This is a genomic window from Mesorhizobium sp. B283B1A, from assembly GCF_020165735.1.
Classification (GTDB): Bacteria; Pseudomonadota; Alphaproteobacteria; order Rhizobiales; family Rhizobiaceae; genus Mesorhizobium; species Mesorhizobium opportunistum.
Window position 1 is genome coordinate 78001 of sequence record NZ_JAIUIQ010000012.1, and the last position, 24210, is coordinate 102210.

Sequence of the window (24210 nt, forward strand, 5' to 3'; positions counted from 1 at the left end):
CTTACTTTTCCCAGCGCGTCTCGGCCACGGGAAGAGCTTGCGCGCGAGCCTCGGCGATCACCGTCATCAGGGCACGCTGCACCGCCTCGACACCTTCGCCGGTGACGGCAGACAACAGCATCGGCGCACGGCCGGCGGCGCGCTTCAGTGAAGCGACCTTCTTCTTGCGCTCATCGGCATCAAGCGTATCGACCTGCGAAAGGGCCAGGATCTCGGCTTTCTCGATCAGGCCATGGCCATAGGCATCGAGTTCGGCGCGCACGGTCTTGTAGGCCTTGCCCGGATTTTCTTCCTGCGCCGAGACCAGGTGCAGCAGCACGCGCGTGCGCTCGACATGGCCGAGGAAGCGGTCGCCGATGCCGACGCCTTCATGCGCGCCTTCGATGAGACCGGGAATATCGGCGATGACGAATTCGCGAGCGTCGATGCGGGCGACGCCGAGGCCTGGATGCAGCGTCGTGAATGGATAGTCGGCGATCTTCGGCTTGGCCGCGGTGACGGCGGCCAGAAATGTCGACTTGCCGGCATTGGGCAGCCCGACCAGGCCGGCATCGGCGATCAGCTTCAGCCGCAGCCAGATGTTGAGCTCTTCGCCCGGCAGGCCGGGATTGGCGCGGCGCGGCGCCTGGTTGGTCGAGGTCTTGAAATGCTGGTTGCCGAAGCCGCCATTGCCGCCCTTGGCGAGCAGGAAGCGCTGGCCGACCACGGTAAGGTCACAGATCAGCGTCTCGTTATCCTCCTCGAACACCTGCGTTCCGGCCGGCACCTTGAGCGTGACGTCGGCGCCCTTGGCGCCGGTCATGTTGCGGCCCATGCCATGGACACCAGTCTTGGCCTTGAAGTGCTGCTGGTAGCGATAGTCGATCAGCGTGTTCAGCCCGTCGACCGCTTCCAGCCAGACATCGCCGCCGCGACCGCCATCGCCGCCGTCCGGCCCGCCGAATTCGATGAACTTTTCGCGCCGGAACGACACCGAACCGGCGCCCCCGTCACCGGAGCGGACATAGACCTTGGCTTGATCGAGAAATTTCATGGATCGCAGTTTCTTTATTGGCCTTGCGGCATTGCTCTAAACCTTAGGCCTTGCTCTAAACCAAGGCGCGGCGAAGGGCGAGGCCGTTTTGTGACAATGGCCGCGCGGGGTTGGCCGGAAAGATGTTGGCATGAAGCTGGTAACTTACAACATCCAGTATGGCATCGGTCTTGATGGGCGCTACGATGTCGGGCGCATCGCCGACACCGTGCGCGACGCCGACGTCATCGCGCTGCAGGAGGTCACCCGCAACAATCCGAGGAACGGCGGCCGCGACATGGTCGCCGAGATCGGCGAGGCGCTGCCCGACTACTTTGCCGTCTACGGCAGCAATTTCGAGGCCAATATCGGTTCGCGCATCGAGGATGGGCGCGCCATCACCACGACCTTCCAGCTTGGCAACATGATGCTGTCGAAGACGCCCATTCATCTGTCGCGCAACCTGCTTCTGCCGCGCAGCCGCAGCTTCGAGATGATGAACTTCCAGCGCGGCGCGCTGGAAGCGCTGATCGAGACGCCGCTCGGTTTCATCCGCTTCTATTCCATCCATCTCGATCACCGCAGCCCGGTCGAACGCGCCAGCCAGATCCAGTTCCTGCGCCAGCGCCTGTTGAACTATGCGCTCGAAGGCGGCGCATTGTCCGGCGTCGCCGAGATCGGCCTGCCGGAACTGCCGCATCCGGAAGCCTTTGTCGGCATGGGCGATTTCAACATGCTGGCCGGCTCGCCCGAATATGTCGAACTCGCCGGCCGCCCGGACCATGAATTCGGCATGCCGCTGACCGCCGACTTTGCCGTCGATGCCGCAGTGCGCCTCGATGTGGCCGATCTCGCCACTTGGGTCGATCCCAAACGGCCCGAGGATGCCAGCCGCCACAAGCGCATCGATTACGTCTTCACCAGCGCCTCGCTTGCCCGATCCCTGAGGCGCCTGTGGGTCGACCGCCAAGCGGTTGGCTCGGACCATTTGCCCGTCTGGGCCGAACTGGGCTGACTTAGGCTTCGTTCAAAACCTTTGGTTTGCGGCACGCGCCGAGATGGGGCGAGATTCAGGTCAGGCCGAGTCGAAAACGATGGTTTCCGAGAACCGGAGCGGAGCGGACATGAAGTCCGTGAGCACCGGAAGCGCAGAAAACCATCGTTTGCAGGCCGGCCTCACCTGAATATCGCCCCATCTAGAAATGCACCCAGTTCCGCAGGCTGATCCAGGTCTTGCGATCCAGCCGGTAGCGCTCGACCGGCACCTGGCCGGCGACGATCGAGTTCAACATTCCCTGGCCGGCATACTGGAAACCGCATTTGTGGATGACCCGGCGCGAGGCCGGATTGATGACCCGTGTCGAGGCATGCAACACCTGGATCGAGGTCTTCTGGAAGGCGAGGTCGACCAGCGCGTGAGCGGCTTCCGTCGCATAGCCCTTCTTCCAACAGGGTTCGCCGATCCAGTAGCCGAGTTCCAGCCCGCGATCGGTGGTGTTCAAGCCCGCGCAGCCGACGAAAGTGTCGGTGCCGGCCAGCGTCAGGGCATAGACGATGCCTGCGCGACGCGACTTGGTCATGGCGAGGAAGGCGCGTGCCTCGGCCTCGCCATAGGGGTGCGGCATGCGCGCCAGCATTTCGGCGACATGGCGGTTGTCGGCAAGCTCCACCAGTTGCGCGACATCGCTTTCACAGGGCGCCCGCATCACCAGCCGCTCGGTGACCAGCACCGGGCAGTCTATCGCGTAACTTTCGTCGTCGGTGTCTTCCGCTTCGGCAACCATTGAAAGTCCTCCAGGCACAAGAAAAAGGGGAGATGGAAACCCATCTCCCCTGATCCTTTTCCTGGTTTTGCCAGACACCGGTTCCCGAGATGGGCGCCGGTGTTCTAGTGCGGAACCGGCTACTCCGCGGCTTTGGTAATCGGATTGACCGATACGTAGGTTCGGCCGTTGGCTTTCTTGTTGAACATCACGGCGCCGGATTCGAGCGCGAAAAGCGTATGATCCGTGCCCATGCCGACATTGACGCCGGGATGCCAGGTCGTGCCGCGTTGACGAATGATGATGTTGCCCGGGATGACGGCTTCGCCGCCGAACTTCTTCACGCCCAGACGCTTGGAATGCGAGTCGCGACCGTTGCGCGACGAGCCGCCAGCTTTCTTGTGTGCCATCTAACTAACTCCGTTGCGCCGCAAGGCGCCTAAAAGGCCTTATGAACGCGTTCGCGTTCCGTTTCAAGTCCGATCCGGCGACCCAGTCGCCAGAAAAATTACTTCTTCGCCAGTTCCTTGGCCTGTTCGCGCCAGTCCTTGATCTGGTCGGCGCTGAACGGCATGTGCTCGTCGATCTTGGCGACATCCTTTTCGGTCAGCTTGGCGAGCTGCGCGAAGGTGATGATGCCCTGCTCGGCGAGATCCTTGGCGGCGACCGGGCCGATGCCCTTGATCACGGTCAAATCGTCCGGCTCGCCCTTCGGCGCCTTGAACAGCGGCGCGGCGGCGGTCTCGGCGTTTGCGTCGTCCTTCGGAGCAGCTTCCTTCTTGGCCTTGGCTTCCTTCGGCGCGGCCTCGGCCTTTGCCTCGGAGGCCAGTTCGGCCTTGGCTTCCTTCTTCGGCGCCTTCACCGCTGCCGTCTTCGTCGGCTTTGCGCCACCCAGCAGGATCTCGGAGATCCGCACGGTGGTCAAAAGCTGGCGATGGCCGATCTTGCGGCGCGAATTCTGACGGCGGCGCTTCTTGAAAGCGATGACCGTGCGGTTCTTGCCCTGCTCGACGACTTCCGCCGTGACCAGAGCGCCATCGACGAACGGCGCGCCGAACGTGACGTTTTCGCCCTCGCCATGCGCGAGCACGTGGCCGATCTCGACGATATCGCCGACATTGGCTTCGACTTTTTCGATCTTCAGGAGATCGTTGGCGGCGACGCGATACTGCTTGCCGCCCGTTTTGATGACTGCGAACATTTTTTGCCTTTCGCTGTTCGGTCGGCCTTGATGAACCGCCTCTGGCGGTTCGGCCGTCTTTTTGTCAGTCTGCGGGTTCAAAAAACAAGCGGCGCGGAAAAACCCTCCACGCCGATTGCGCGCTGTCCCTAACCGAAGGTTGAGCGCGAGTCAAGGCAAACGGCCCGATTCCTTGGCCCTGGCGTACCGGCTGGCATCGGCTGCCGGGGACGGATGATCTCGATCCCGGCCGGACCCGGACGGCAAGCTGAATTTCCCCGCGGATTTGGCCTTGTAACCTGTCCGTTCAGCCGTTATCTAGTGCGCCGCGCCGGCAACGGCCGACCATGACCGCGGAGAGGTGGCAGAGTGGTCGAATGCACCGCACTCGAAATGCGGCATGGGTGCAAGCCCATCGGGGGTTCGAATCCCTCCCTCTCCGCCATCCTGCTTCGCTCTTCGAGCTTCGCAGGATTTGGTGCGCCGGTCGCGCGAAGCGGGATGCCCTCCGAAGCTTCAGCGTAGGAGGGCGGCGATCCCCAGACGTTCGATGAAGCGGCCCTTGCCAGCGTGGCGTTCCCGGATCGATTGAAGCCGGAGATGAAATTCCTCTGTCGCACCCTGTTTTTCTGCAAGCGCCAGAAGATCCGAAAGAAGAGCCACCGCCTTGTCATAGCCGGCGGGGTTGCGACGCGCGATTTCATCCTCGACATCCCTCCATACGTTTTCTTCCCCTCGGCGGAGAATGCCTTCAAGCCGAACTTGGCGGGCCTTCTCGGCCGCTTCCGCCTGAAGTCGCCGCTGCATCTCCGCCAACTCTGCCTCACGGTGCTCACGGGCAAGACGGATTTCACGTGCCCTGGCTTGCAATTCAGCCATTGTGCGTGGAACGGCGACCGCGGCCGGGGGCTGCAAGCGCGCCCGGACCATGGCGCGCAGTTCCGCCGACGCATGCGGCTCGCCATCGAAAACTCTCACCAGCAGTCCGGTTTTCTCGGCATCGGTCATCGCGGTGATTGTCCGTTGAACCATATCTGGCGAAGCGCCGTCCCGATCAGCGGCAGCACTTCGCTCCGTCGCTGCCTGGACAAGATCGTAGTCGATGCCGAAGAACCGGGCAAACGCTTCGAGCGCATCTGTCAACGGTCCGATGCCCGACATCGGTTCCGGCTCATTGGGCTCGATCGCCTCCATTTCGGCAGCCATCAGCCAAAGCAGATAGAAAAGCCGGAGGTCGCCTGAGAGCAGGTCCGCCCGAAGCGGTCCCATGGCTGTTAGCCAACGCTCGTCGTCGCCCCAATCCTCGAGCTCCAATTCGTCGCGGGAGACACTCAAAATGACGTTCTCGCCGACCATCCTGAGTGAGACGCCGTCGGTCCCCTCGAAAAAGGCGCAGAGACGCTTCCGGTCGACCAGCCGGGCCGGCAGCTTCATCATCAAGCGGCGTGAGCCCCAGTTCGCCAGGTAAAGATGAAGATCGAAACAGCGCTCCATGAGCTCGTCCGGATCGCCCTTGAAGTCACCCCATTCATAGAAATTGATGAAGCTGGTGGCCGTGATCCGCGCCCGTGTCGACAGATCCCGCAGGGCCGCGCGATCCGCGACGCTGAGCGGTTGATCGATCGCCTGGAACTCGTAGTATTGATATTCGCTCATTGCCGCTCAGACCGGATGCCGGAGGACATCAGTTTCAACGATTCGCGGGGTCTCCGCGAGAGCTACATCAGCGTGGAGCCGACACCAGAGCATGATGCAGGCCAAGGGTGAAGGTGGGAGGCATCGAGGAACTCCGCGAGTTATTCAAAGGCGGCGGGTGGGATCACACGCAATCGCCGCACATGAGCGGATTTGTTTCGGCAGAAGGCTTCCCTGGGAGGCGAGGGTCGGCAACGGATCGATTCCGGCCCTCACCGCCATGCCGGCCGGGATCAGCCGGCTACTGGCGTGTTGAGAAGCTGCTGCTCCCAAAGATACGCGATGCCGCTGCCGCCGAAGTGCTGGATGAGAATCTCGGTCAGCTCCTCGACATGCTCGGTGCGCGCCCAATCGCGTTGCCATTCGCCAGCGAGCGCCATCACGGTCATCACGTTCGCGCCGGCCGCGATCATTCGCTGGATGGCAACTTCGTGAGACTCCTTCGAAATCCCGCCCGATGCGTCGGTGATCACGGTCACGTCCCAGCCTTCGCCGGCTGCCTGGATCACAGGCATTGCGACGCAAACCTCGGTCCACAGGCCGGCGATGATCAGTTGCTTGCGGCCGGTCGCCTTGACGACGTTCACCACATTCTCGTCCTGCCAGGTGTTCACCCAGGTGCGATCGATGACTTCCTGGTCCGGAAATACGTCGGTGACCTGCTTGAAGAGCAGTCCACCGCGCGCCGCGATCACGCTGGTGAGAATGGTCGGAACATTGAAGGCTTTTGCCAGCTTCGCCAGCGCGGTCGTGTTGTTCACCACCATGTGCGGATCGTGGCTGTTCAGGTTTGCGAGCTGATAAGGTTGGTGATCGATCAGAACGAGGACCGAATCTTCAGGACGAAGAAGCGAATCGAGGCCGTTGCGAGGGGTCATCAAGACTTCCTTTCTCTGCCGCCATGGACGGCAATAGGTTCACGGGAGACATGCGCTGGCGGGCGACGTTGCCTGGACGCAATTTGCTGTTCCTCTTGGTGATGCGGTAGTGTCACATTCAGGCAAGCTGTGTCGCGAAATGAGGAACGCTGGATGGACATCGAAGACCTGCAGACATTCGTCGCAGTGGCCGATGCAGGGGGCGTATCGGCCGCCGCACGCCGGCTCGGCGTCTCCAAGTCAATCGTCAGCCGGCGGCTCTTTAGGATCGAAGCCGAGCTTGGCGTCCAGCTCCTTGCACGAACAACCCGCGGCGCGGCACTCACGGAAGCGGGAATCACGTTCAGGGACCATGCGGCCCGGGCCAGCGCCGAGATCGATACCGCCAGGGAAACGATCCTCCCCACCGGCGAGTTGCGCGGTCGTTTGAGGGTCGCAATGCCGCTTACTTTCGGGGCGACCCACTTCGCCCCCGTGCTGGCGGAAATGGCGCGTCTGCATCCAAGACTTCACATCCATACCTCCTACAGCGATCGGTTCGTCGATCTCATCGCGGAGGGTTTCGATTGTGCGATCCGCGGCGCCTATCTTCAGGACTCCAACCTGATCGCGAAACGCGTCGGGCCGATCCATGGAAAGCTTGTCGCAAGCCCGGATTATATCGAGCTACACGGATCACCTGAGACCCCGGATGAACTCATCGCCCATCAGGCCCTGATGCAGGGAACGGAAGGCTGGCAGTTCATGGATGGCGGCAGGATTGTTACGGTTCAGCCGCAGGGCAGGTTCAAGGCCGACAGCGCCACGGCGCTTGCCGCGGCGGCGGCGGCAGGTCTCGGCATCGCCTGGCTCCCCGATTGCATCACATATGACTATGTCGCCTCGGGCGCGCTGGTCCCGATCATGAAGCGCTATCCGGTACCGCCGGGGGCCGCGTATGTCGTCCGCCCGCCGGGTCAGCATCCCACGCGGAAAGTGCGGGTGCTCACCGAAATGCTGACTGAGTATTTCAAACGGAACCCGGATCTTTGGGGTCTCGACGGCTAGGGAGGGCAATGGAGAGGAATAGAGTAGCTATAGTTCTCCGTTTCGTCGTTCTCGGCCCGCCATTCCATCGGGTCGCCTCGGCGCCACCTCAAAGATGGCCCAGGGCCTGCAGGATGAGAACGCTCGAAAGAACGAGCAGGGCAAGACCATAGAATCGATCTATCCACACGGCGTTGGGGCCGGCCAGGAGCTTGACCGCCCGTGAGCCAAGGGTCGCGTAGAGCATCAGCACCAAGACATCCGCCACTGCGATGATGATGGCCAGAACGGCATATTGCATCGCAATCGGCTCATTGGTGTCGACAAAGGGTGGCAGGATGGCGGGGAAAAACAGCCAAGCCTCGGGGTTCGTGACCGCCACCACGAAGCAACGCAGAATGAGGGCCTTGGTCGACTGGGTCTTTTGGAGAATGGCGGGATCGATTGCAGGTCGGGACGCGGTGGAGATGCGGAGCGTGCGGACCGCGACGAACAGCAGATAGCCGGCGCCAACCATCCTGAGCGCGGAGAGATAGAGTTCCGAGGCCAGCAGAAGCGCGCCGAAGCCGAGCCCAACCACGCAGATGAGGACGAAGTCGGAAAGCACCACGCCGGCCATGGCGATGAAGGCGTTCCTGACGCCGTAGCGTGAGCCGTTGGTGATGGCCAGCACGACATCCGGCCCTGGAACCGCCATGCCGAGCACTGATACGAAGGCGACCGTCACGAGCGGCATGTTCTGCATGCGGCTGTGTAAAGTGCCCGGCACCGGTCTTCCGTAACCGATTTCACATAGTCGCCGTTTGCCTGGCGTCGAAGACCGGCCGCCCTTTGGCATCCGCCGAACCGACCCTGTTTCCTCCCACATTTCGTGTTTCTTGGACCGACGCGCCGAAAAAAGCGGCGCAATCAGAAAAAACAGCGTCGTCGGACATCGGATTCGTGCACGGCGTGACCAGCAACGCCATCGCGCCAGGCATGTTCACCACCGAGACCAATGCCGCGATGGCGGCAGACCCCGATTTGGTTGCCTTCGCCCGCCAGCGGGTTCCGCTGCAGCGCTGCGGGCGGCCGCGGGAAATTGCCGGCGCCGCACTCTTCCTCGCCAGCGACGCCGCGTCTTTCGTCAACGGGCATGTCCTGACCGTCGATGGCGGCATGTCGATACAGATGTGACGATTGCCGGCAAAGGATTTGGTGAGGGCGTTCAGGCCGACCCATCGGACTGATGCGCCACGATTGCCGCGAGAAAAGCCTGGCCGAACTCCTTGAGCTTCGCCGCCCCCACGCCATTCACTTCGGCGAAGGCGTCGAGGTCGCGCGGGCAGCGCTCGGCCATGTCGATCAGCGTGCGGTCGGAAAACACCACATAGGCCGGCACCTGGCGCTCCTTCGCCAATCGCAGCCGCACGGATTTGAGCGTGGCAAGCAACGAAGCATCGACGCCTTCGGCACCCGAAGCCTCGACCGCCCGCATCTTGCGCAAGGCTCGGCCGCGCACCTCGACGCGGTAGTGGAACGCCACCTCGCCCCGGCCAAGCGCATGGCCCTTCTCGGCGATGGCGAGGCCGCCATGGCCGCTCGGGTCCGGTTCCAGGAAACCGCCCGCGACAAGCTGGCGGATCAGCGACATCCAGAAATCCTTCTTGTGCGCCACGCCGCTGCCGAAGCCGGCGAGCTTTTCATGGCCCCTGGCCAGCACCTTCTCGGTTTCATGGCCGGTCAGGATGTCGATGACATGGGCGGCGCCGAAGCGTTCGCCGCTTTGCGCGACCGCGGCCAGGATGATGCGCGCCTCGGCGGCGCCATCGGCGCGCGGCACCTGGTCGAGGCAATTGTCGCAATTGCCGCAAGGCTGCGCCTCCTCGCCGAAATAGCCGAGCAGCACCTGGCGGCGGCATTGCGCCGTCTCGCAATAACCGATCAGCGTGTCGAGCCGGCGATGCGAGCGCCTCTTGTGCTCGGGCGACGCATCCTCGTCGTCGATGAACAGCCTGCGCATGCGGATGTCGCCAAGGCCGAACAGCATATGCGCCTCGGCCTCACGCCCGTCGCGGCCGGCGCGGCCGATCTCCTGATAATAGGCTTCGAGGCTGCCCGGCATATCGGTGTGGAAGACATAGGCGACATCCGGCTTGTCGATGCCCATGCCGAAGGCGATGGTCGCCACCATGACGACGCCCGAGAGCGTCATGAACGCGTTTTGGTTCGCTTCACGCGCGTCCTTGCTCATGCCGGCATGATAGGCGAGCGCGGTGACGCCGTTCTTCTCCAGGAAAGCCGCCATCTCCTCCGTCTTCTTGCGCGACAGGCAATAGACGATGCCGCTGCGGCCGGGATGCCGCTCGATGAAGTTGAGCAGCTGGCACTTGCTGTCCTGCTTGGCCGCGATGGCGAGCTTGATGTTTGGCCGGTCGAAACCCAGCACCAGCGTTTCGACACGCTCGGCGAACAGCCGGACGGCGATGTCGGTGCGCGTACTCTCATCCGCGGTCGCCGTCACGGCGATGATCGGCACTTTCGCAAAAATGCCGCGCAGCCGCGACAAATCCTCATATTCGCGCCGGAACGCCGGGCCCCATTGTGAAATGCAATGCGCCTCGTCGATCGCGATCAGGCTGACGTCGAGCCTGGCGAGCGCCTCGAGCATGCGCTCGGTCATCAGCCGCTCCGGCGCCAGGTAAAGCAGCCGCGTCTGGCCCGAAGCCACGCGGCGCCAGGCCGCGACATTGGCGTCGCGGTCGAGCGAGGAATTGATCGTGTCGGCGGCAACGCCTGCCAACCGCAAGGCGGCGACCTGATCCTGCATCAGCGCCACCAACGGCGAAACGACGATGGTGAGCCCGCCCAGGACCAGCGCCGGCACCTGGTAGCAAAGCGACTTGCCCGCCCCCGTCGGCATCACGGCCAGCACATGGCGCCCGCCGAGCAGCGCGTCCATGACATCGGCCTGGCCGGGCCGGAAATCGTCGAAGCCGAACACGTCCTTCAGGACACGCCGCTTGGGATCCTCGGCCCGCATGCTCGCAGCCTGTGCCGGCATCAGGCGGACACCGGATCGGAAGCGATTTTTCGGAGATTGGAGAGGATGTGGAAACCGGTCAAAATGCTCTCCTTTCGATGCCCTGGAGTAGCGCAGCCGTCAGGCAACCACAACGCCCCTTCGCAGGAACCCGCGAGACCGCATGGCTGAGAAGCCGGCCTCGCCTTGTTTACAAGGGACGGAGACAGTCCGTGGAGAGCCGCCACAAGCCGTCATGACGTGCAAGGTTCGCGTTGCCCGAAAAAGCGATGCCGAGGACATCAGCGCGGTGATCCTGCGCGCCTTGCGCGAGAGCAATGTCAGGGACTATTAGCCTGAGATCATCGCGCGAGTGGAGCCGAGCTTCAGTCCGTCCGCCGTGCTGGAATTGATGGGCAAGCGTGACGTCTTTGTCGCCACGATCGCCGGCCGCATCGTCGGAACCGCCAGCCTCGACGGAGAGGTGATCAGAACTGTGTTCGTCGCTCCCGATGTCCAGGGACAAGGCGTTGGCAGGCGACTGATGGCCGAGAGCGAACTGGCCGCGCGAAAAGGCGGGATGAAGCTGCTGACTGTCCCGTCATCCCTTACAGCCGAAGCCTTACGTCAGGCTAGGCTTCAGGGCCGTGCGCGACAGCTACCACGGCGAAGAGCGCACCATCATCATGCAACGCGCGCTCACATAGGCCCGCAACGGCGATTGCCTTGCGACGATAGTTTGCAGGCCGCCCGCAGCCGCTGGCATCATTCCCGGCTGCCGCCTTGCTCCAGTTCTTCATAGAAGCGCCGAGCCGCCTTTTCCTTCTTCAGCCGATAAGCCTCGGATCGGCGATCGAACTCGGCATTGAGGGCTTTCGAGAACTGCAGCATGCAAAAGCAATAAGCGGTGAGTGCCGCCAGCAGCAGAATAAGCAGCCCGAACGCCATTTGGCCATGTGCGACGACAGCTATTCCAAGCACTCCCTCGAGCAGGGTCGCAAGAGCAGCCATCGCTGCAAGGAAAATTTTCGCGGGTCGCGATCCCTTCAGGAAGTAGTACGCGCCGATGACATAGGCCACACTCGAGATGGCGCTGACGATATTCGGTGACTGCCCAAACATCAGCAGAGCAATCGAGGATATAGTCCCGATCGCACCCGTCACAAAGAAAATGGCCGCCACCGCCAGCATGTGATGTTTTGCGTTCATATCCGCCCCCCTGGTCTGTCCGCAATCTTTGTCCGTTGCGCGCCCATGCAGCATATCGACTGAGGCGTCGTCCAAACGACTCATCTGCAGCTCATGGTAACCTCGCTTGTTCTCGCATAGGATGCATTAGATTGTCCCCACACGCAAGAGCTTCAGGGTTGTCCCCGGCAACGATCGGTCACGAACACCTTCCCCTGCGACACCTGCACCCAGCTGGATTCCTTCACGCGCTAGGATGTAAGCTTGGTCAGGCGAGCCAGGGAGGGCACGATGCTGCAGGTGAGACAGGACATCCTCGGCGAGCGGTTCCAGCTGCAGCGTGCCGCCTTCGAGAAGCAGCCCTTTCCCGATATCGACATCCGCAAGGACCGCCTGCAACGCCTGCTGGCGCTGACCGAGCGGCATGAAGCCGACATCTGCGCGGCGATCGACATCGACTTTGGCGGCCGCTCGACGCACGAGACGCGCCTTGCCGAACTGTTTGTCGTGCGTGCCGGTATCCGCCACGCCCTGTCCCACCTGAAAGGCTGGATGCGGGAGCGCCGTGTCGCCACCACCTTGCCGTTCCTGCCGGGCAAGAACCGCCTCGTCGCGCAGCCGCTCGGTGTCGTCGGCATCGTCTCGCCCTGGAATTATCCTTTTCAACTTGCCGTCGCGCCAGTGACGGCAGCCCTTGCCGCCGGCAACCGCGTGCTCGTCAAGCCGTCCGAACTGACGCCTGCTTTCTCGGAGCTGCTGGCCAGGCTGGCCGGCGAGCATTTCGCCCCGGATGAGCTCAGCGTCATCACCGGCGATGCCGAAATGGGGAGGGCATTCGTGTCGATGCCTTTCGATCATCTGCTGTTCACCGGCTCGACCGCGGTCGGCCGCCAAGTGGCGATCGCGGCCGCCGCCAACCTGACACCGGTCACGCTCGAACTCGGCGGCAAGTCGCCGGCGATCTTCGATCCGTCCTGCGACTTCGACGCGGCGGCGTCCAGCATCGCCTACGGCAAGCTGTTGAATGCCGGACAGACCTGCATCGCGCCGGACTATCTGCTGGTGCCCAAGGGACAGGCAAGCACGGTCGCCGCCAAGCTCGCAACGGCGATCGCGCGGCTCTACCCCTCCTTGCGCGACAATCCCGACTATACCGCCATCATCAGCGACCGGCATTACCAGCGCCTGCGCGACATGATCGCCGAGGCCCGCGATGCCGGCGCCGATGTCACCGAAATCAACCCGGCCGGCGAAGATCTCGGCACCAGCCGCAAGCTCCTGCCGACACTGGTCAGCAATGCCAGCCCGGACATGCGGCTGATGCGCGAGGAGATCTTCGGGCCGGTGCTGCCGATCGTCGAATACGCCACCATCGACGAGGCGATCGACCACGTGAACCGGGCCGACCGCCCGTTGGCGCTCTACTGGTTCGGGCGTGACAGAGGCAACCGCCAGCGCATCCTGCACGAAACCGTCGCCGGCGGTGTCACCATCAACGACTGCATGCTGCATCTGGTGCAGGAGAACCAGCCCTTCGGTGGTGTCGGCGCCAGCGGCATGGGTGCTTATCACGGGCAATGGGGCTTCCGCACCTTCAGCAAGGAGAAACCGGTCTTCCTGCAGTCGCGCCTGAGCGCGGGCTCCCTGCTGCGCCCGCCCTACGGCAAGACGTTCGAACGGCTTTTCGGCCTGCTTCAGCGGATCACCTGATCAAACGCCGTGATCTCCGCGCATTAAGTTTATATTCACCATCATTCGGCAGGTTTCCAATCCTGCGGTGATGTCTTGAGTACCGCGGCGCCACAAGCGCCCAGGCAACAAACCCGCGCTCCTTGGGGCGCGGGTTTTCATTTTTGAAAAACCGTCGCCAAGCCGGCCCGCTTCCGCCGCTGGCGGTCTCGAGGATTTTCTGTCCTGCCATCGATGATCGCCTCGAAGCGGCCTAAGACGAAGCGGATTCTAAGGCAAAACCTGCACGGCGGCCGGTCCGTTCTCGCCATTTTCCTGGTGTGATCCCGGTGACGCGTTTGAAGGCGCGACTGAATGCGGCCTCGGATTGATACCCCACGCCGGCAGCGATACTTGCGAGACTTTCATGGCCGAAACGCAGGCGCTCGCCAGCCAGTTGAATCCTCCAACCCGTCAGGTATTCGATCGGCGGGCGGCCGAGCAGCGCGTTGAACCGCTCCGCAACGATCGTGCGCGATGAGCCAACCTTGTCGGCAATCTGACCGACGGTCCAATGGCGCGCTGGATCGGCGTGGAGAAGCTGCAACGTCCTCCCGACAATCGGATCGTTCAGCGCGGCGAACCAACCCTTTGAGCCGGGTGGAAGCCGGGCAACATGGCGCCTCAGCAGTTCGACGAACAGAAGCTCCATGAGCCTTCCAAGCATCGCCTGTGAACCCGGCGCCGCCGCCTCGACATGCAAATCGATTTCCCGCACCGTCGAAGCGATCAGGGCGCCTACTTTGTTCTCCGACATCTTCTCTACGATGAGCGCCGGAAGCGTGCGGAACACCGGCGCGAACAGGAATTCCGAAGACTCGAGGAAGCCGCAGATCATGCGCAACTCGTCACCGCCGCCGCCGTAGTTGACGGTCCACATTCCCTCGATCCGACCGGGCTGCACAATTTCTCCGGCCGCAGCCATCACCAGCGGCTCACCCTTCCAAAACCTGTGATGGCCAGCGAATGGCAGGAACAGCAGATCGCCAGCAGCGACTTCTCGCCGCTCGCCATTTGCGGCTTCGAAAGTGCAGTTGCCCGCTACGATGAAATGGAAAATGCTTATGTGGCGCAGGCAGGCCATGGGGCTGACCGGGTCATAGTATTTCGGGGCCACGACGCCGAACGGCGCGCTGAAGCAGGCGTTCAGAAAGACGGAGCCGGTCAGCCTTACGGCTTTCAGCATTTCCGACAGCAGATCCGGCCCATGGTCCGGCGTCCCTGTATGTAAATCCGATGTTGCAGTCATTGCTGAACCTGAAGTCTGGCGGCTACACCTCCAGAACGCTGCAGCTCGACAGATTAATCCCGCATCACCCGATGCGCGATCTTATCAACCTCCAGCTTGGCAAAAAGACTTTCTGCAAACCAATGGAGACACCAGGATGTTGAAATTAGCCTGCACACTTGCACTTCTGCTGGCTGGAACAGCGCCCCTGCTTGCTGATGATATGCCTATGAATGCCGACGGCATCAAATGGGGTCCTGCTCCTGCCGCCCTTCCAGCTGGCGCACAGTTCGCGGTTGTTGCCGGCGATCCGTCAAAGGACGGCATCTATGTGCTGCGGCTGAAGATGCCCGCAGGCTACAAAATTCCCGCGCACAACCACCCTACCTCGGAATACGTGACGGTGATTTCCGGCAACTTTCATATCGGAATGGGTGACAAGCTCGATGAGGCGAAGGGCATCGAACTGACGGATGGCGGTTTCGGCGTTGCCCCGGCTGGAATGAACCACTTCGCTTGGACGACGAGCGATACGATTGTCCAGGTTCATGGCGAGGGGCCCTTCGCGATCACCTACGTCAACCCGGCGGAAGATCCGAGTAAGAAGTGACGATTCACTGGCCACCTCCATCGATGGGGGCCCCGCGCCTCTCCGGAGGGGTGCGGGCTTTTCCTTTGCGAGATGGGCTGGAGCAAAGCGGCGCGGGCGCCTTTGGCAGGTATTGATTCCGCTCGATCAGGCGAGGAAATCGGCCCTGTGGGGCGTGAAGCTGTCGACCAGCCGCCCTGCTTCCAGTGCCTTGACGCCGTGCACCAGGCCGGATGGCACGATGAAACTGCCGCCCATCGCGACGATCTCGGTACGGCCATCGATCGTCACCTCGAAACGACCCTCGGCGACATAGCTTGCCTGGACATGCGGGTGCGAATGCAGGGCGCCGATGCCGCCTTTGTCGAAGCCGAACTCAACCAACATCAGCTCGTCGGTATGGAGCAGAACGCGCCGCCTGTTGCCGTCCGGCGTCGGCGTCCACGCAGCTTCGCCGGCATGGGCGAAAATCTTCGGCTTGGTCATCGTTTGTCTCCTTGGCTATCGCGCCAGCCAGCCGCCATCCACCGGCACCACCGCGCCATGCATGTAGTTCGATGCCGGTGCCAGCAGGAAGACGGCGGCGTCGCCGATGTCTCCCGGTTCGCCCCAGCGGCCGGCCGGGATGCGTCCCAGTATGGCGGCGCTACGGTCGGCGTCGGCGCGCAGCGCTTGCGTGTTGTTGGTCTCGATATACCCCGGCGCGATGGCGTTGACGTTGATGCCCTTCGATGCCCATTCGCAGGCAAGCAGCCGGGTGATGCCGAGCACGCCATGTTTAGAGGCCGTGTAGGACGCAACACGGATGCCGCCCTGGAAACTCAGCACCGAGGCGATGTTGACGATCCTGCCCCGGCGCCCGCCGGCAAGGACGCGCCTGGCGAAGGACTGGCAAAGCAGGAAGGCGGTCTTCAAATTGACGTCCATGACGTCGTCCCAATCGCTTTCGCTCAGATCGACGGCGTCGGCGCGCCGGATGATGCCGGCATTGTTGACCAGCCCGTCGAGCGGCCCGTTTTCTTCCCAGACCCGGTCCAGCAATGGCCCTGCCGCGGCCGTGTCGGCGAGATCTGCCTTCACCGCCTCGAATTGTCCGCCGTGGGCGGCGATCCTGCCTGCCGTATCATCCATCGACGAGCGGCCGACACCGACCACCGCGCCGCCGGCACGGGCAATCGAGATGGCGATGCCCTGGCCGATGCCGGTGTTGGCGCCGGTGACCGCGATGCGCTTGCCGGACAGGCTGAAGGCGGAATCGCTCACCGCAAATCGTCCATCGCCACCGGGTCGACGTCGGTATAGTCGACATTGTCGCCGGCCATCGCCCAGATGAAGGAGTAGTTCGAGGTGCCGGCGCCCGAGTGGATCGACCAGCCCGGCGACAGCACCGCCTCCTCGTTGCGCATGACGATGTGGCGTGTCTCGTCCGGTTCGCCCATGAAGTGGAAGACCCGCGCCGTCTCCGGCAGATCAAAATAGAGATACGCCTCCATGCGCCGGTCATGCACATGGCACGGCATGGTGTTCCAGATCGAGCCCGGCGCCAGCTGCGTCATGCCGACGACGAGCTGGCAGGTCTTTGTTCCCTCGGCATGGATGAACTGGAAGATCGAGCGCTCGTTGCAGGCCTCCTTGCTGCCGAGATCGAGGCGCTTGGCGTCGCCGAGGCGGATCAGCCGGCTGGGATGGGCCTGATGCGCCGGCGCGCTGAGCAGATAGAATTTCGCCGGCGTGTCCTTTTCGGCGGAGGCGAACGACACGTCGCTACTGCCCATGCCGAGATAAAGCATGTCGCGCGTCTGCAATTCGAAGGATTGGCCGCCTGCTTTCACGCTGCCGGCGCCGCCGATGTTGACGACGATCAGCTCGCGGCGGTCGAGAAAGTTTTTCGTCCCAGTCGGCTTGATCGCGTCCAACGGCAGCGGCGCTCCGGCCGGCACGGCGCCGCCGACGATCATGCGGTCGTAATGGGTGTAGGTCAGGCTGACCCGGCCAGGCCGGAACAGGTTTTCGATATGGAAATTGTGGCGCAGCTCATCGGTTCCCATCGTCGCGGCGGCGGCCGGATCGATGGCGAAACGCGAGGTGAAGTCGGTATGGCTCTGGCTCATGGATGTCCTGACTTGCAATGGGTTATTCGCCGGCGGCCTTGACCGTATCGGCATAAAAAGCCTGCCTGGCGTGCAGGCGCTCGCGGTAGCGCTGCTGGCTGGCGGTGAGGTGCTTGCGCATCGCCTCGCGCGCGGCTTCGGCGTCGCCCGACGTGATCGCGTTCAGGATAACCAGATGCTCGCGCTGCAGCCCGCGCTGGTAAGAGTCGGATTGCGCCAGTTCGGTCGACCAGGGCGAGGTCACGTCGCACGGAATGGCGCGCCGGCCGAGCACGTCGAGCATTTCGACATAGAACGGATTGTTGGTGGCGCTGGCGATGGCGCGGTGGAAGGCAAGATCGGCCGGCCCGGTCGGCTCGCTGGCGAGCAGCAGCCGCTCGAACTCGAAGAAGGCCTCCTGGATCGCCGCTTCCTGTGCGGCGTTGCGGCGGATGGCGGCGAGCCCAGCCGATTCGATCTCGATCGCCAGGCGCACTTCGAGCACGTTGAGGGCGATCGAATCCTTGGCTCCCATGTCGGCGGCGAGCGCCCCGAACATCGTCGAGATGTGCTCGGTGGCGAAGACGCCGGCGCCCTGGCGCGGCTCGACGAGGCCGTCGGCGGCAAGCTTGGCCAGGGCCTCGCGGATGACCGTGCGGCTGACGCCGAAGGTCTCGGTCAGCTGCCCTTCGGTCGGCAATTTGTGGCCGGGCAGGATTTCCCCCGCCTGCAACTGCCTGCGGATCGCCGCGATGACGGTCTCCGACAGTTTTGGTTTTCTTTCGACCCTGAGGTCGGCGACGGTATCGGACACGTGACCTCCTAATGGAACGGACCCGTTAGTGGAAAAGGCCCTTAGTGGAAAAGGCCCCCCTAGTGGAAAAGACTTGGCAGCCACAATGAGATTTCCGGAATGTAGGTGACCAGCATCAACACGGCGAAGGCCGCCCCGTAGAAGGGCCAGATCGAGCGCATCGCCGTCCAGATCGGAATGCGGCCGATGGCGCAACTGACGAACAGCACCGCGCCGACCGGTGGCGTGCACAGGCCAATGCCGAGATTGAGGATCAGGATGACGCCGAAATGCACGGGGTCGACGCCATAGGCCATGACAACCGGCAGGAAGATCGGCGTGGTGATGATGATGAGCGGCGACATGTCCATGAACGTGCCGAGGATCAGGAGCACCACATTGATCAGCAGCAGGATGACCAGCTTGTTGTCGGACACCGACTGCAGGAAGGCGACCAGCGCCGCCGGCACCCTGAGATAGGCGAGCAGCCAGCCGAAGGCCGCGGCGCAGCCGATGATCATCAGCACCATCGCCGTGGTGCGCACCGCGGCGCTGGTGGCGGCGACGAAGTCGTTCCAGCTCATCGAACGGTAGATGATGAGTGTCACCAGGAAGGCGTAGACGATGGCGATGCAGGAACTTTCCGTGGCGGTGAAGATACCGGAGCGCACGCCGCCGAAGATGATGCCGATCAGGACCAGGCCGGGGATGGCGGTCACGAGCAATTGCAGGGCCCGGCCGAAGCCGGCGAACGGCTCGGTCGGGTAGCCGCGGCGGCTCGCGACCCAGTAGGCGGTGACCATCAGCGACAGTGCCAGCAGCAGGCCAGGTATGACGCCCGCGGTGAACAGGTCGGCGATCGAGATCCGGCCCCCGGCCGAAATCGAATAGATGATCATGTTGTGCGAGGGCGGAATCAGCAGCGCGATGATGGCGCCGACCGAGGTGATGTTGACGGCATAGTCGATGCCGTAGCCGCGCGCCTTCATCTGCGGGATCATCAGCCCGCCGACCGCCGATGCATCGGCCACCGCCGAGCCGGAAATGCCGCCGAACATGGTCGAGGCGGCGATGTTGACCTGGCCCAGGCCGCCACGCAAATGACCGACCAGCGAGCCGGCCAACGCCACCAGCCTGGCGGCGATGCCGCCACGAACCATCAGGTCGCCGGCGAAGATGAAGAACGGGATCGCCATCAGCGAAAACACGGAAACGCCGGAGTTGAGGCGCTGGAACACCACAAGCGGCGGCAGGCCCAGCACCAGCACGGTGGCGAAGCTGGCGACACCGAGGCAGAACGCGATTGGCGTGCCGATGACGAGCAGGAAGACGAAGGTGCCGAACAGGACCGTCAGGGCCATCTAGAGATCCTCCTCGCCCGTGGCGTATTGGTCGGCATCGACGGGCAGACCGGCAAAGCGCCCGGCCAGCCGCTCCAGGGAGAACAAGCAGACAAGTGCGCCGCCCAGGACGACCGGCAGGAAGCTGACGCCACCCGGGAGATCGAGCGACGGCATCACCGTGTTCCAGGTCAGCCTGGCGAGCTGGACACCATAGACGATCATGCCGAAGCCGAAGGCGAGCACTACGACGTCCGAAATGCTGCGCAGCACCGCCTTGGCCGAAGGCGGCAGGAAATAGAGCAGCACGTCGAAGCCCAGATGCGTGCGCTCGCGAACGCCGACAGCGGCACCGAGGAAGATGAACCAGCCCATCAACAGCACCGCTGAAGATTCGGTCCAGCTTGGCGAACTGTTCAGGATATAGCGCGAGAAGACCTGCCAGAAGATGATCACCGTCATCAGGGTCAGTCCGGCGCCGCTGACCCACAGTGCGAGCCTCGACAGCTGTGCCAACAGCCGTTCGGTGCCCAGCCAGAACGCCTTCAAGCCACCCTCGCTCGACGGCGGCGCGGAAGTCCGCGCCGCGCCCGGTTCGCCGGCTTCCATTATTTCGTCGCCTGGATGCGGGCGGCGAGGTCCTTCAGCGCCGGCGTTGACAGATACTTGTCATAGACCGGCTTCATCGCGTCGATCAGCGGCTGCTTGTCGATCTCGCTGACCTTGACGCCGGCGGCTTCGACGATGTCACGCGACTTCTTTTCCTGCGCGTCCCACAGTTCGCGCATCTTGACGACGCTGTCCTTGGCCGCCTGGCGCACGATCGCCTGGTCCTCCGGCGATAGCTTGTCCCAACTTGCCTTGGCCATGACGAGCACTTCCGGGACGATCTGGTGCTGGTCCATCGTATAGTGCTTGGCGACCTCGTAGTGCTTGGCCGATTCGAAGCTCGGCCAGTTGTTCTCGGCGCCGTCGATGACGCCTGTCTGCAAGGCCGAATAGACCTCGCCATAAGCCATCGGCGTGGCGTTGGCGCCCAGCGCATTGACCATGTCGACGAATACGTCCGACTGGATGACACGGAACTTCATGCCCTTCATGTCGGCCATCGAGGCGATATCCTTCTTGGTGTTGTAGAAGGACCGCGCGCCGGAATCGTAGAAGGCCAGGCCGACGAGGTCATGCGCCTCGAACGCCTTGAGGATCTCGTCGCCGATCGGCCCGTCCATGACATGGCGCATGTGGTCGACCGAACGGAATATGTAAGGCAGCGACGGCACCGCCGTCTCCGGCACGATGCCGTTGAACGGTCCCATCGAGACGCGGTTGAGGTCGATGACGCCGGTCTGCGTCTGCTCGATCGTGTCCTTCTCCTCGCCGAGCTGCGCCGAATGATAGACCTCGACCGAATAGCGGCCGTCGGTGCGCTGCTTGATCAGCTCGCCCATGTATTTCACCGCCTCGACGGTCGGATAGCCGTCGGGGTGCGTGTCGGCCGAGCGCAGCACGGTCTCGGCGTTGGCAATGCCTATCAGCAACGAGCCGAAGGCGAATGTGGCCGCCGTCAATTTCGAAAAATGCAACATGACTTCCTCCCTTGAAAAATCAGAACCACCGGCTCAGAGCCGGTACGCCTTCTTGGCAAGCGTGTAGGTAAGCTCCTTGGCCAGCCCATGCGCCTCGTCCTCGCGCAGCCGGTGCTCGGCGACGAGGCGCGCCAGGAACGCGCAGTCGACCCGACGCGCCAAATCGTGGCGGGCGGGTATAGATGGAAAGGCACGGGTGTCGTCGTTGAAGCCGACGGTGTTGTAGAAGCCGGCTGTCTCCGTCGTCATCTCGCGGAAGCGGCGCATGCCTTCCGGGCTGTCGTGGAACCACCAGGCCGGCCCGAGCTTCAGCGCCGGATAGACGCCGGCAAGCGGCGCCAGTTCGCGCGCGTAGCTGGTCTCGTCGAGCGTGAAGAGGATGATTGTCAGGTCGCGCTCCAGCCCGACGCAGTCGAGCAGCGGCTTCAGCGCCGTCACGTAGTCGGTCCGGGTCGGGATATCGAAGCCCTTGTCGCGGCCGAATTTCCGGAAAATGTCGGGCGAATGATTGCGCCAGGAGCCGGGATGGATCTGCATCACCAGCCCGTCGTCCCGGCTCATCTTGGCCATCTCGGTCAGCATCTGGGCGCGGAACAACTTCCGCTCGCGCTCGTCGTCGGAGCCACGGCGGACGCGGCTGAACAGCTCCTGCGCCGCCGCGTCGGAGAGATTGGCGGTGTCGGCCGTCGGATGGCCATGATCGGACGAGGTCGCGCCAAAGCTTTTGAAGAAGGCGCGCCGCTGGCGATGCGCGTCGAGATAGCCGGCCCATGTTCCGGTGTCGCAACCGGTGATCTCGCCGAGCCGGTCGAGATTGGCCGAGAACCCCTCGAAATCGGGATCGACGACCGCATCCGGCCGGTAGGCGGTGACGACACGGCCCTCCCAGCCGCTGTCGCGGATCATCTGGTGCCATTTGAGATCGTCGAGCGCGCCTTCGGTCGTCGCGATGACCTCGATGTTGAAGCGCTCGAACAAAGCGCGCGGGCGGAAATTCTCCCACTGCAGCACGGTCGCGATGGTGTCGTAGTGGCGGTCAGCCGTCTCCGCGCTCAATGGCTCTTCGATGCCGAACAGATGCGCCAGCACATGGTCGAACCACAGCCGGGTCGGCGTGCCGCGAAACAGATGATAGTGCTCGGCAAAGCGCCGCCAGATCGTCCTGCCGTCGGTTTCCACCGGCCCGCCGTCGAGGGTCGGCACGCCGAGATCCTCCAGCCGCACGCCCTGGCTGCACAGCATGCGGAAGATGTAGTGGTCGGGCACGATGAGCAGTTGCGCCGGATCCGGGAACGGCTCGTTCAGCGCATACCAGCGCGGATCGGTGTGGCCGTGCGGGCTGACCAGCGGCAGGTCCTTGATCCCGGCATAGAGATCGCGGGCGATCGAGCGCGGATGCGCCTCGGCGGGAAACAGCAAATCCGCATTGGTCAGTGCCACGATGATCCTCCCGAAGGCGCTATCGGTAGGATCGACAGGAAATAATGTCAACATACAAAAACTGGATTGTTGTATGATGACTTTTGGAGCCATTGTGTGGCAAGAGGTCGGGTGCTACGCCGCTCGCCGACCCCATGCCGAGGCCATCCATGCCATCCGACCAGACCAGCCGCGCCACGACTACCAAACGCCTCTCCGCCACAACGGTACAAGCGCTGCCGGCCTCGGTCGCGCCCCCCTCTTATGATCGCAGCCGCGTCACCCCGGGCATCGTGCATCTCGGTGTCGGCGCTTTCCATCGCGCCCATCAGGCAGCCTATGTCGACGACTGCCTGACGGCGGGCGAGACGGACTGGGGTATCATCGGCGTTTCCTTGCGCAGCCCCGACACGCGCGATGCGCTGGCGCCGCAGGACGGGCTCTACACGCTGGCGGTCCGCAGCAGCGGCGAGGAGGAACTCCGCGTCATCGGCTCGATCGGCTCGATGCTGGTGGCGCCGGAAGATCCGGGTGCGGTGCTGGCCGCGCTGTCCGATCCGCGCACCCGCATCGTCACGCTGACCATCACGGAAAAGGCGTATCTGAGGGCAGCGGGCGGCGGACTGGACGCCGCCCATCCCGACATCGTCCACGATCTCGCAAATCCGCAAAGACCAAGGACCGCGCATGGTTTTCTGACCGAGGCGCTCGCCCGGCGGCGTGCCGCCGGCACACCGCCTTTCACCGTGCTCTGCTGCGACAACCTGCCGGCCAATGGCGCAACGCTGCATCACCTGCTGATCGAGTTCGCACAATTGCGCGATGGCAGCCCGGACGCAAACAGCAGCACCAGGCTCGCCGGCCATATCGCCGACGAGGTCGCGTTCCCCTCCAGCATGGTCGACCGCATCGTGCCGGCGACCACCGACGCCGACCGGGCGCGGATTGCCGTCGAACTCGGCGCCGAGGATGCCTGGCCGGTCATGACTGAGCCCTTCCGCCAATGGGTCATCGAAGACAATTTTCCGGCGGGCCGGCCGTCCTGGGAAAAGTTCGGCGTCACCATGGTCGGCGATGTCGCCCCCTTCGAGGACATGAAGCTCAGGCTGCTCAACGGCGCGCACTCGGGCATCGCCTATCTCGGCCTGCTCAGCGGCCATGCCACCGTCGACCGCGCCTTTGCCGATCCGGCGATAAGGCAGTTCGTCGACGCGCTATGGGCCGAAGCCATCCCGACCCTGCCCGAGGATGCCGGGCTCGACACATCGGCCTACACGGCTGAGCTCACCGAGCGTTTTTCCAACACCGCGCTCGCCCACCGCACGGCGCAAATCGCCAATGACGGCAGCCAGAAACTGCCGCAGCGTATTGTTGCTTCGGCCGTGGAGTGCATGGAAGCCGGCACTGAATTTGTGCATCTCACGCTGGTGATTGCCGCCTGGATCGCCGCCTGCGCGGCGCGGGGTAAGACCTTGCCGGAAGGCCATTTCACCGATCCGATCGATGCGTCGCTGACAGCCCTTTTGAGCCAGCAACTGCCGGCGAACGAAACCGTAACGGCGGTGTTCGACCTGGCTGGCTTCGCTGGGGATCACGCCGAACGCCAGACGCTGATTGAACTGGTGGCCGTGCATCTCGTCCACCTGCGGCGGGACGGTCCGACCCTGGCCTTCGCTGCCTTGGGAATATAGAAA

General features: G+C 63.3%; 25 protein-coding genes and 1 tRNA gene. 8 read left to right on the forward strand and 18 right to left on the reverse strand.

Annotated features, from left to right (window positions below; all coding sequences use genetic code 11):
* Window position 1: 1 nt before the first annotated feature.
* Window positions 2–1033: a GTPase ObgE gene (obgE, locus tag LB577_RS12785; protein ID WP_023777602.1), complete on the reverse strand. Its 1032-nt coding sequence runs from the start codon at window positions 1031–1033 to the stop codon at window positions 2–4.
* 130 nt (window positions 1034–1163) lie between these two features.
* On the opposite strand from obgE, the gene LB577_RS12790 reads away from it, so the two are divergent.
* A complete protein-coding gene (locus LB577_RS12790) occupies window positions 1164–2027 on the forward strand; it encodes an endonuclease/exonuclease/phosphatase family protein (RefSeq protein ID WP_224686957.1) in 864 nt (287 codons plus the stop codon).
* Between the two features lie 181 nt (window positions 2028–2208).
* Here the strand turns inward: LB577_RS12790 and LB577_RS12795 are convergent, their stop codons facing one another.
* The 3 genes from LB577_RS12795 to LB577_RS12805 all read right to left on the reverse strand — a co-directional run bounded on the left by LB577_RS12795 (window position 2209) and on the right by LB577_RS12805 (window position 3976).
* Window positions 2209–2796, reverse strand: a complete 588-nt coding sequence (locus tag LB577_RS12795; RefSeq protein WP_224686958.1) for a GNAT family N-acetyltransferase — start codon at window positions 2794–2796, stop codon at window positions 2209–2211.
* A gap of 119 nt (window positions 2797–2915) precedes the next feature.
* Window positions 2916–3185, reverse strand: coding sequence for a 50S ribosomal protein L27 (gene rpmA / locus LB577_RS12800; RefSeq protein WP_013892455.1), 270 nt, complete (start codon window positions 3183–3185; stop codon window positions 2916–2918).
* A gap of 98 nt (window positions 3186–3283) precedes the next feature.
* Complete coding sequence (locus LB577_RS12805) at window positions 3284–3976, reverse strand: 50S ribosomal protein L21 (RefSeq protein WP_224686959.1); 693 nt, start codon at window positions 3974–3976, stop codon at window positions 3284–3286.
* 334 nt (window positions 3977–4310) lie between these two features.
* On the opposite strand from LB577_RS12805, the gene LB577_RS12810 reads away from it, so the two are divergent.
* Window positions 4311–4400 (forward strand) — tRNA-Ser (locus tag LB577_RS12810).
* Window positions 4401–4471: 71 nt separating this feature from the next.
* On the opposite strand, the gene LB577_RS12815 is transcribed toward LB577_RS12810, so the two are convergent.
* Both LB577_RS12815 and LB577_RS12820 read right to left on the reverse strand, forming a co-directional pair.
* A complete protein-coding gene (locus LB577_RS12815; protein WP_224686960.1) occupies window positions 4472–5611 on the reverse strand; it encodes a hypothetical protein in 1140 nt (379 codons plus the stop codon).
* Between the two features lie 272 nt (window positions 5612–5883).
* Window positions 5884–6528: a hydrolase gene (locus tag LB577_RS12820; RefSeq protein WP_140573028.1), complete on the reverse strand. Its 645-nt coding sequence runs from the start codon at window positions 6526–6528 to the stop codon at window positions 5884–5886.
* Window positions 6529–6681: 153 nt separating this feature from the next.
* Between LB577_RS12820 and LB577_RS12825 the strand changes: the two genes are divergently transcribed.
* Complete coding sequence (locus LB577_RS12825) at window positions 6682–7575, forward strand: LysR family transcriptional regulator (RefSeq protein ID WP_224686961.1); 894 nt, start codon at window positions 6682–6684, stop codon at window positions 7573–7575.
* 88 nt (window positions 7576–7663) lie between these two features.
* Here LB577_RS12825 and LB577_RS12830 read toward each other — a convergent pair whose 3' ends face one another.
* Entirely contained in the window at window positions 7664–8323 is a 660-nt protein-coding gene (locus LB577_RS12830) for a LysE family translocator (RefSeq protein WP_224686962.1), read from the reverse strand.
* Window positions 8324–8385: 62 nt separating this feature from the next.
* Here LB577_RS12830 and LB577_RS12835 point away from each other — a divergent pair, with 62 nt between their 5' ends.
* On the forward strand, window positions 8386–8730 hold the full coding sequence (locus LB577_RS12835; RefSeq protein WP_411969252.1) for an SDR family oxidoreductase: 345 nt from the start codon (window positions 8386–8388) through the stop codon (window positions 8728–8730).
* Between the two features lie 31 nt (window positions 8731–8761).
* Here LB577_RS12835 and recQ read toward each other — a convergent pair whose 3' ends face one another.
* Window positions 8762–10597, reverse strand: a complete 1836-nt coding sequence (recQ, locus tag LB577_RS12840; RefSeq protein ID WP_224686963.1) for a DNA helicase RecQ — start codon at window positions 10595–10597, stop codon at window positions 8762–8764.
* Window positions 10598–10967: 370 nt separating this feature from the next.
* Between recQ and LB577_RS12845 the strand changes: the two genes are divergently transcribed.
* The gene (locus LB577_RS12845) at window positions 10968–11357 is read left to right on the forward strand and encodes a GNAT family N-acetyltransferase (protein WP_224686964.1); all 390 of its coding nucleotides are present in this window, start codon (window positions 10968–10970) and stop codon (window positions 11355–11357) included.
* Here LB577_RS12845 and LB577_RS12850 read toward each other — a convergent pair.
* A complete protein-coding gene (locus tag LB577_RS12850; protein ID WP_224686965.1) occupies window positions 11321–11848 on the reverse strand; it encodes a hypothetical protein in 528 nt (175 codons plus the stop codon). The genes LB577_RS12845 and LB577_RS12850 overlap by 37 nt on opposite strands.
* 186 nt (window positions 11849–12034) lie before the next feature.
* On the opposite strand from LB577_RS12850, the gene LB577_RS12855 reads away from it, so the two are divergent.
* Window positions 12035–13453, forward strand: coding sequence for a coniferyl aldehyde dehydrogenase (locus LB577_RS12855; RefSeq protein ID WP_224686966.1), 1419 nt, complete (start codon window positions 12035–12037; stop codon window positions 13451–13453).
* A 232-nt stretch (window positions 13454–13685) separates the two neighbouring features.
* Here the strand turns inward: LB577_RS12855 and LB577_RS12860 are convergent, their stop codons facing one another.
* Window positions 13686–14720, reverse strand: a complete 1035-nt coding sequence (locus LB577_RS12860) for an AraC family transcriptional regulator (protein ID WP_224686967.1) — start codon at window positions 14718–14720, stop codon at window positions 13686–13688.
* Window positions 14721–14856: 136 nt separating this feature from the next.
* Here LB577_RS12860 and LB577_RS12865 point away from each other — a divergent pair, with 136 nt between their 5' ends.
* Window positions 14857–15309, forward strand: coding sequence for a cupin domain-containing protein (locus tag LB577_RS12865; RefSeq protein ID WP_224686968.1), 453 nt, complete (start codon window positions 14857–14859; stop codon window positions 15307–15309).
* A gap of 126 nt (window positions 15310–15435) precedes the next feature.
* Here the strand turns inward: LB577_RS12865 and LB577_RS12870 are convergent, their stop codons facing one another.
* From LB577_RS12870 to uxaC, 8 genes are read right to left on the reverse strand one after another with little or no spacing between them, the layout of a single operon-like run.
* The gene (locus tag LB577_RS12870; protein ID WP_224686969.1) at window positions 15436–15774 is read right to left on the reverse strand and encodes a cupin domain-containing protein; all 339 of its coding nucleotides are present in this window, start codon (window positions 15772–15774) and stop codon (window positions 15436–15438) included.
* 15 nt (window positions 15775–15789) lie between these two features.
* On the reverse strand, window positions 15790–16551 hold the full coding sequence (gene kduD, locus LB577_RS12875) for a 2-dehydro-3-deoxy-D-gluconate 5-dehydrogenase KduD (protein ID WP_224686970.1): 762 nt from the start codon (window positions 16549–16551) through the stop codon (window positions 15790–15792).
* Window positions 16548–17399: a 5-dehydro-4-deoxy-D-glucuronate isomerase gene (gene kduI / locus LB577_RS12880; RefSeq protein WP_224686971.1), complete on the reverse strand. Its 852-nt coding sequence runs from the start codon at window positions 17397–17399 to the stop codon at window positions 16548–16550. Before kduI ends, kduD begins: the two co-directional genes overlap by 4 nt.
* Window positions 17400–17421: 22 nt before the next feature.
* Window positions 17422–18192, reverse strand: a complete 771-nt coding sequence (locus LB577_RS12885; protein ID WP_224686972.1) for a FadR/GntR family transcriptional regulator — start codon at window positions 18190–18192, stop codon at window positions 17422–17424.
* Between the two features lie 59 nt (window positions 18193–18251).
* The gene (locus LB577_RS12890; protein WP_013892438.1) at window positions 18252–19532 is read right to left on the reverse strand and encodes a TRAP transporter large permease; all 1281 of its coding nucleotides are present in this window, start codon (window positions 19530–19532) and stop codon (window positions 18252–18254) included.
* Complete coding sequence (locus LB577_RS12895) at window positions 19533–20120, reverse strand: TRAP transporter small permease (protein WP_224686973.1); 588 nt, start codon at window positions 20118–20120, stop codon at window positions 19533–19535. It lies immediately after the preceding gene.
* Window positions 20120–21097 (reverse strand): TRAP transporter substrate-binding protein, encoded by a 978-nt coding sequence (locus LB577_RS12900; protein WP_224686974.1) that lies wholly within the window; start codon window positions 21095–21097, stop codon window positions 20120–20122. Before LB577_RS12900 ends, LB577_RS12895 begins: the two co-directional genes overlap by 1 nt.
* A 33-nt stretch (window positions 21098–21130) precedes the next feature.
* Window positions 21131–22591: a glucuronate isomerase gene (uxaC, locus tag LB577_RS12905; RefSeq protein ID WP_263496027.1), complete on the reverse strand. Its 1461-nt coding sequence runs from the start codon at window positions 22589–22591 to the stop codon at window positions 21131–21133.
* A 95-nt stretch (window positions 22592–22686) separates the two neighbouring features.
* On the opposite strand from uxaC, the gene LB577_RS12910 reads away from it, so the two are divergent.
* Window positions 22687–24207: a mannitol dehydrogenase family protein gene (locus tag LB577_RS12910; RefSeq protein WP_224686975.1), complete on the forward strand. Its 1521-nt coding sequence runs from the start codon at window positions 22687–22689 to the stop codon at window positions 24205–24207.
* The last annotated feature ends 3 nt before the right edge of the window (window positions 24208–24210 follow it).